The organism is Mesorhizobium sp. M5C.F.Cr.IN.023.01.1.1 (genome assembly GCF_003997585.1).
GTDB lineage: Bacteria > Pseudomonadota > Alphaproteobacteria > Rhizobiales > Rhizobiaceae > Mesorhizobium > Mesorhizobium wenxiniae.
Map to the genome: position 1 here is coordinate 1 of NZ_RZSU01000227.1, position 1,543 is coordinate 1,543.

General features: G+C 55.3%; 1 protein-coding gene and 1 pseudogene. Both read left to right on the forward strand.

Going from position 1 to position 1,543, the window contains the following annotated elements; translation table 11 throughout:
• Positions 1-939 (forward strand): sugar ABC transporter ATP-binding protein (locus tag EOA78_RS35440; RefSeq protein ID WP_164784117.1); only part of this gene is annotated, 939 nt, incomplete at its 5' end.
• An 8-nt stretch (positions 940-947) separates the two neighbouring features.
• A pseudogene (locus EOA78_RS35445) lies at positions 948-1,543 on the forward strand (hypothetical protein); the annotation flags it as partial.

Below are 1,543 nucleotides of genomic sequence, written 5' to 3' on the forward strand. Positions count from 1 at the left end.
TTCATATATGTGTCCCATTTCCTCGATCACATACTTTCGACTTGTGATGCTGTAACAGTTCTTCGAAACGGGAAGCACGTACGAACGGGACCGACTGCAGATGAAACGCAGGCGTCCCTGGCAACAGCAATGCTGGGTCGGGAACTTGCCGACGTCTACCCGCCAAAAAAGGCTCCGCCGCCGAACAGCGCGATCAAGCTATCTACCAGTGGCCTCACGAAACGGCGCAAGTTCGAGGATATCAACATCCAGGTCAAAGCGGGCGAGATAGTCGGCATTGCCGGGCTTGTCGGGAGCGGCCGTTCTGAGGTGTTGCGAACCATTTTTGGTGCCGACGAGTTCCAGAGCGGCGGGGTTGCGATCGACGGCCGTCCGGTGGGCCGGTATACGCCGATAACTGCAATGCACAACGGCTTGGGCATGGTGCCGGAAAGTCGGCGTGAGCAGGGATTGTTCCTCGAACATTCAATCGCGGAGAACATCTCGCTCGTAAGTTTCGGTGAACTTCGTCCTTTCGGCTTTGTAAATCGGAGGAAAGAGGCGGAGGAGATACGCAAGTGGGCCGGCCGTCTGAACATCAAATGCGCTTCAACCGACGCTTTGGTTTCCTCTCTTTCAGGTGGTAACCAGCAAAAGGTGCTTTTCGCAAAATGGCTGGCCGGCAATCCGTCGATCATGCTGCTGGACGAGCCGACCCGCGGCGTCGACATCGGCGCAAAATCCGAAATCTACAATCTGATCGCCGAGCTGGCAGAGCGCGGGATGGCTATACTGATCGTTTCGTCAGAGATCGAGGAACTGGTTGGCTTGTGCCACCGGATCTACATCATGCGCGAAGGCAGGATCGTTGGCGAAAAATCCACCGATGAAATCGAGATCGGGGCAATCCTGCGCGAATGCCTTGGCGTATTCGAAAGCGATCTCCACTCAAACAGGTGAGAACAAAAATGTCTGCAGCCGCCGAAACCGAGAGGGTGGAGACACCGGTGGGGTTCAAGAAATATGGGCTGAGCCTCCTGAGGGACTATGCCATCCTCATCGCGGTGATACTGGCGATCGCTGTCCTTGCGGTAGTCGAACCGGCGTTCCTTACATTCAGGAACTTGCGCAATCTTCTCGATCAGAACGCCGGGATCGGAATCATCGCCTGTGGAATGACGTTCGTGATTATAGCTCGCGGTTTTGACCTTTCCGTGTCAGCGACGTTCGCAGTGAGCGGAATTACCGCCGCTCTCATTGCTAATGCATCGTCGCCGGCGCTCGGTCTAATCTGCGGGGTCGTGGTAGGCACGATGATTGGCCTGGCCAACGGCATCCTTATTGCCAGGCTTCAGTTAAATTCATTCCTGATCACACTGGCTTCCAGTATCGTAATTCGGGGTTTCGGCATCGCCATTTCGGGCGGGTTTCTGATCAACGTTACAGAGAAGTCCTATTCCACGCTCGGTCGAGGTACCGCGTACGGAATCAGTTATCCGAGCATAGCGTTCATCGCGTTCGTGCTGATCTCCATGCTTGTGCTTCACCGCACCCAGTATGGCCG